At 51.4% G+C, this 4,169-nt stretch carries 12 protein-coding genes; 7 read left to right on the top strand and 5 right to left on the bottom strand.

The genetic code is table 11. From position 1 onward, the window contains the following. Both VSS37_RS13345 and VSS37_RS13350 read right to left on the bottom strand, forming a co-directional pair. Positions 1-366, bottom strand: a complete 366-nt coding sequence (locus VSS37_RS13345) for a DUF5615 family PIN-like protein (protein WP_324695991.1) — start codon at positions 364-366, stop codon at positions 1-3. Then, entirely contained in the window at positions 350-589 is a 240-nt protein-coding gene (locus VSS37_RS13350) for a DUF433 domain-containing protein (protein ID WP_324695992.1), read from the bottom strand. The genes VSS37_RS13345 and VSS37_RS13350 overlap by 17 nt, the downstream gene beginning before the upstream one ends. A gap of 646 nt (positions 590-1,235) precedes the next feature. Between VSS37_RS13350 and VSS37_RS13355 the strand changes: the two genes are divergently transcribed. Beyond that, complete coding sequence (locus tag VSS37_RS13355) at positions 1,236-1,793, top strand: hypothetical protein (RefSeq protein ID WP_324695994.1); 558 nt, start codon at positions 1,236-1,238, stop codon at positions 1,791-1,793. 109 nt (positions 1,794-1,902) lie between these two features. Here the strand turns inward: VSS37_RS13355 and VSS37_RS13360 are convergent, their stop codons facing one another. Genes VSS37_RS13360 through VSS37_RS13370 form a run of 3 tightly spaced genes read right to left on the bottom strand, consistent with a single transcriptional unit; the run spans position 1,903 to position 2,653 of the window. Beyond that, positions 1,903-2,100: a hypothetical protein gene (locus tag VSS37_RS13360; protein WP_324695997.1), complete on the bottom strand. Its 198-nt coding sequence runs from the start codon at positions 2,098-2,100 to the stop codon at positions 1,903-1,905. Positions 2,101-2,103: 3 nt separating this feature from the next. Then, positions 2,104-2,379 (bottom strand): BrnT family toxin, encoded by a 276-nt coding sequence (locus tag VSS37_RS13365; protein ID WP_324695998.1) that lies wholly within the window; start codon positions 2,377-2,379, stop codon positions 2,104-2,106. Between the two features lie 52 nt (positions 2,380-2,431). After that, positions 2,432-2,653 (bottom strand): TA system antitoxin ParD family protein, encoded by a 222-nt coding sequence (locus tag VSS37_RS13370; RefSeq protein ID WP_324695999.1) that lies wholly within the window; start codon positions 2,651-2,653, stop codon positions 2,432-2,434. A gap of 107 nt (positions 2,654-2,760) precedes the next feature. Here VSS37_RS13370 and VSS37_RS13375 point away from each other — a divergent pair, with 107 nt between their 5' ends. From VSS37_RS13375 to VSS37_RS13400, 6 genes are all read left to right on the top strand, one after another. Beyond that, a complete protein-coding gene (locus VSS37_RS13375) occupies positions 2,761-2,961 on the top strand; it encodes an Arc family DNA-binding protein (protein WP_324696001.1) in 201 nt (66 codons plus the stop codon). Between the two features lie 85 nt (positions 2,962-3,046). Next, positions 3,047-3,283, top strand: coding sequence for a hypothetical protein (locus tag VSS37_RS13380; RefSeq protein WP_324696003.1), 237 nt, complete (start codon positions 3,047-3,049; stop codon positions 3,281-3,283). Further along, entirely contained in the window at positions 3,280-3,516 is a 237-nt protein-coding gene (locus VSS37_RS13385) for a hypothetical protein (protein ID WP_324696005.1), read from the top strand. Before VSS37_RS13380 ends, VSS37_RS13385 begins: the two co-directional genes overlap by 4 nt. Beyond that, positions 3,513-3,770: a hypothetical protein gene (locus VSS37_RS13390; protein ID WP_324696007.1), complete on the top strand. Its 258-nt coding sequence runs from the start codon at positions 3,513-3,515 to the stop codon at positions 3,768-3,770. The genes VSS37_RS13385 and VSS37_RS13390 overlap by 4 nt, the downstream gene beginning before the upstream one ends. After that, entirely contained in the window at positions 3,767-3,967 is a 201-nt protein-coding gene (locus tag VSS37_RS13395) for a hypothetical protein (RefSeq protein ID WP_324696008.1), read from the top strand. The genes VSS37_RS13390 and VSS37_RS13395 overlap by 4 nt, the downstream gene beginning before the upstream one ends. Further along, positions 3,964-4,161 (top strand): hypothetical protein, encoded by a 198-nt coding sequence (locus tag VSS37_RS13400; protein ID WP_324696009.1) that lies wholly within the window; start codon positions 3,964-3,966, stop codon positions 4,159-4,161. The genes VSS37_RS13395 and VSS37_RS13400 overlap by 4 nt, the downstream gene beginning before the upstream one ends. Positions 4,162-4,169 lie beyond the last annotated feature (8 nt).

The raw sequence follows: 4,169 nt of genomic DNA on the forward strand, positions 1-4,169 counted from the left end.
TTAACCAATTGGCAAACGCCTGATGCGGATGCGCTGCCCCTGCACGGTTACAACACTTCCTTGCTCAATATCAGGCTGGCATTGGGAAAGAACTGTCTGGATCAGTGAGGCGCATTCCACAGCCTTCAAACCTTCAATTCTGATACGGATCACAGATGGGCTAACGGCAGATGACATCGCCAGCAGCGCATGGAAATCGGCATCCAGCGTAACCACTGCCCTACCCTCTTTGCTGGCGTGATGCAGGATGTCCACATCCTTTGCGGCGGCCATGCCAATTTCACCAACGTGGATAGCATCAATCCCTACCTGACGCAGCAAACCAGCAGCGCTACGCGGCAACCCTTGGTCAAGCAGCAACAGCATAAGGGCGCAGCTCAATTACCCGGTCATCAATGCTGGAAGCCGCATAAAGGAGCGACTGCCTGATGTCTTCATCTTCCAGTTCTGGGAATTCCTGCTTTAGCTCATTGCGGTCTGGATACAAGGCCACCAGCTCCAGCACCCGGCGCACCGTCAGGCGCAAGTCACGGATGCAAGGCTGTCCGTTCATACGTTCTGGATCAATCTGGATGCGGTCTAGTTTCATTCTGTAACTCCACTGGTAATGCTATCCAGTATAGCGGCATCTACCATGCTGGCAAAATTCACCACCCACTTTCCCTGCCCTCTAGAGCCTGCCCTGCCCTGCTTCCTCACATTTGCCCCGATTTTTTTCTGTAAGAAATCTGGTTAAAGTTCCTCACATTCCTCACATCCCTCACACAAATTTTTAAGTAACTGTTTTTAAAAGATTTGTATTTTTTAGCTTCCTCACATTTACCTGAAACTTCCTCACAAAACCTGCCCTGCTTCCTCACATTTGCCCCCTTCAAGCATGGCTATGATGCTGGAAAACCTGCCCCCTCTGCTGACTGCCGCGCCAGCAAAATGGGGTTTGAAATCAGGCTAAAAGTGGTTCTGCACTTGGGCGTAGATACGGGAAAATCTCGTATGTAAAAACCAAGCGAGGCAAGAGCGCATGAGCGGTAGTTTTAGCGGTAAAACCATCGGCAAATCAGCGATAGTTCCATCGCTAAACCTATCACTCGTTTGCTAGTCAAATTTCACATGTAAGGTATTGTAAGTTAAGATGAATTTCTGGATATTTGCAGCTAAACCTTCCGGTTTTGCTACGTAACTTTTCCTATTGATTTGTGCGAGTAATGACGATGCGGAAAACTGGAAAACTTACCGTGGAAAGCCTTTCGAGACGGTCAATCAAAGGACTTTCGTCAAAGATTGAAACCGCCTTGAATGGGGCAACCGATGGAATGTTTGAAGGATTGCAAGTGACAGCGACGCAATGCAATTACGGGGGTTTGCGCTACTGGTGGCAATGCCCTAAGTGTGGGCGGCGCGTAGGCGTCTTGTATTCGCTTCCTTGGCTGAAATCATGGGCTTGTCGGCACTGCCACGGCGCGGTTCATGAAAGTTCACAAACCGGAAGATACAAGCGTGAACTCAACAAAGCCATGAACCTGTTGTTCAAGTACAGCCGAAAACCACTAGCGGTATTGTTACCCTTCGACTTTCTGGACATTGACGACAAACCGCCAGAAATGAGATGGAGGGCATGGATGAAGATTTTTGTTAAGCAAGCAACGGCGCGTAACAAGGCAGTGAATTTTCATTTACGTGCCATGGATTGGGCACGGCGGGGCTGCATGACCCACGAAGAAATCGTTAGGGAATGGCATCGCATCAACGAAGCACAGAGGGCAACAAGTCAAGCGGGAAAACCCCGCATTTAAAGGCGCGAATTCACACCTTTGCAAATCCCGAATTCGGGGTTTGGCATCCAGTGCCTACCCTTGGCTGCGTTTCATTCTGCTGGAATCCAAGGGTGTCGTTACTGACGATTTAAGATGTTACCGGAGCCGAAGACTCACCAGCTTGGCCGATCAGCGACCGGAGCGCCCTGTTAACAGATTCAGAATCCTTGAAATGCTTGGCTATGTCAGCATCAAGCCGCACGATGTTTGTCCCATTTTGATAGGCTTGATGGTACTTGCCGCGCACCCCCTTCCCCAAATCTTCGCGTTTATATTCGTCTCTCATAAGCTAACCATCCTGATAAATCTTTCTTTCATGGCGCGTCATGGTTCTGGCGCTGATAATCCTGATTGTGCCTTCGTCCAGTTCAGTATGTGACACCAGCAACAGATTATCCATTTCACTGCTGCCGAAAGTCAGCAAGCGTTGCTCGCCTGTTGAGTGATCCGGGTCATCAAACGTCAAGGCCATTGGATCATCAAACACCGTGGTTGCTTCCTCAAAGCTGACGCCGTGCTTTCCCAGGTTGGACTGGGCTTTCTTCCAGTCCCATTCAAAGTTCACTGGATACCTCCCCTATCGCTCATGGACATTTTGCAGCGCAGGCGGTGTCTGGCTATTTGCTGCGCTTGTCGAGTTCTTCCTGAATCAATTCCCTGATACGGGATTCGGTCATATCAACTACCGGCTGTTCTTTCATTCCAAGGCCAACAGACATCAGATGCACCATTTCTGCATTGATGCTCCTGCCGCTTTCCTCTGCTGATTGCCTGATTGCCTCATAGACATCTGTAGGGATGCGAATCTGTGTCCTGAAAAAATCGTCTTGCTTACCCATTGGCCTACCTTGCGTCATGTAATTCCAGTGTATCACTAAAATAGTTGCTCGCTTGTTATGTCACTGCTATAGTGACATAGTGATTATTTAGTGACTGGATAGTGATAATGACAGAATCAGAAAAGCGTACTCAGGTACGAATGCCCGCAGACGTTCACGAACTGCTGACAGAACGGGCGAAACAGAACGATAGAAGCATGAACGCGGAACTTGTCCGCATCTTGAAGGAGGTATTGACCGGCACGGCAGAAAAAGCCGCATTTGAACGCGGGCGACTGGCTGGCATTGAACAGGCCATGAACCCTTAAACCAGTAATCGCACCAGCGGCAGGAATCCTACCTCCCGGCGCTGGCACTTCACCCGCTCAACATAACTAAAGAGGAATTGAGCAAATGCAACGCAATCATACCAATCCAACGCCCCCAGCGGGCAACCCATCCAGCATTGATATAGCAACCCTTGTCTGGAAGTTCGAGCAGCTATCCCCGGATGACCAGGAAGTGGTTCTACTGATAATCACAGCCGCCGCTGACAAAGACCTGCCCCGGCTGCGCAGCATTGCCGAAACCCTACCGGCAGAGTGGAAGCCCATCATCTACGAATGTTTCATACAGGAGGTGCAGCCATGAGCAGCACTACCCCTTGCAAGATTTATTCACCATCCCAACTGCACAGCCAGCTTGACGAAATACGCCACCTGCTGAATGTGGCTTATTTTGCGATGGACACCGCCAAGGGTAATGAAATGCGCCTTGAATCTGGCCTGTACACCATCGGGCTTGTCGCCTCAAAGCTGGACGACCTGACATTCCACTATGAGCGCATCGTTAGGGAACAAGCAGGCCGGGGGGTGCAGCCATGAGCAAAGCAATTGATGTAATCCGCGCAGACGTTCCCCCATTGGGCGAGACCTACAGCGCTGGTGCGAAAGTTCAGGCCATGGCAACAGGCGAACTTGTGACCCTCAGCATCGGGTTCTGCCGGTCAGACAAGGCGCTGGCAATCATGACGGTGGATCAGGCCGAACGCCTTGCGTCTGCCCTGCAATACGCAGCCGTCAACGCCAGGGTGCGCCGCATTACCCGCGAAAACAAAGTATGGGAGGTGCAGCCATGAACGGATACGAACAAGCCCTGAACCAGCGTATTGATGAACTTCGGGCAGAGCGTAACGGACTGCTGGTGGAGCTGGGCTTTGCCCGCGAAACCATCCGTGAATTGCTGGAAGTCATGCAGGCGGGCGGATTTGGTTGCAACACCAGCGCTTACCGCGTGGCTCGCAGATGGCTGGATAGCCAGGGGGCGCAGCCATGAGCAAGAAAGTCACCCTGACCCAAGAGCAGTTTGACGCGCTCATGAATGGGCAGAAACCGAACCCCACCAAACAGCAACAGGACAAGCCACAACCGCAGCCACAAGGCGGCATGGATGGCCTTTCCTGGTTCATGCTGTTTGTCCTGGCGCTGCTGGTGGCGTTGTTCCTTATCCCAGCAGGTGGCAAGCCATGAATGACCAG

The organism is Candidatus Thiothrix phosphatis (assembly GCF_035668035.1).
Classification (GTDB): domain Bacteria; phylum Pseudomonadota; class Gammaproteobacteria; order Thiotrichales; family Thiotrichaceae; genus Thiothrix; species Thiothrix phosphatis.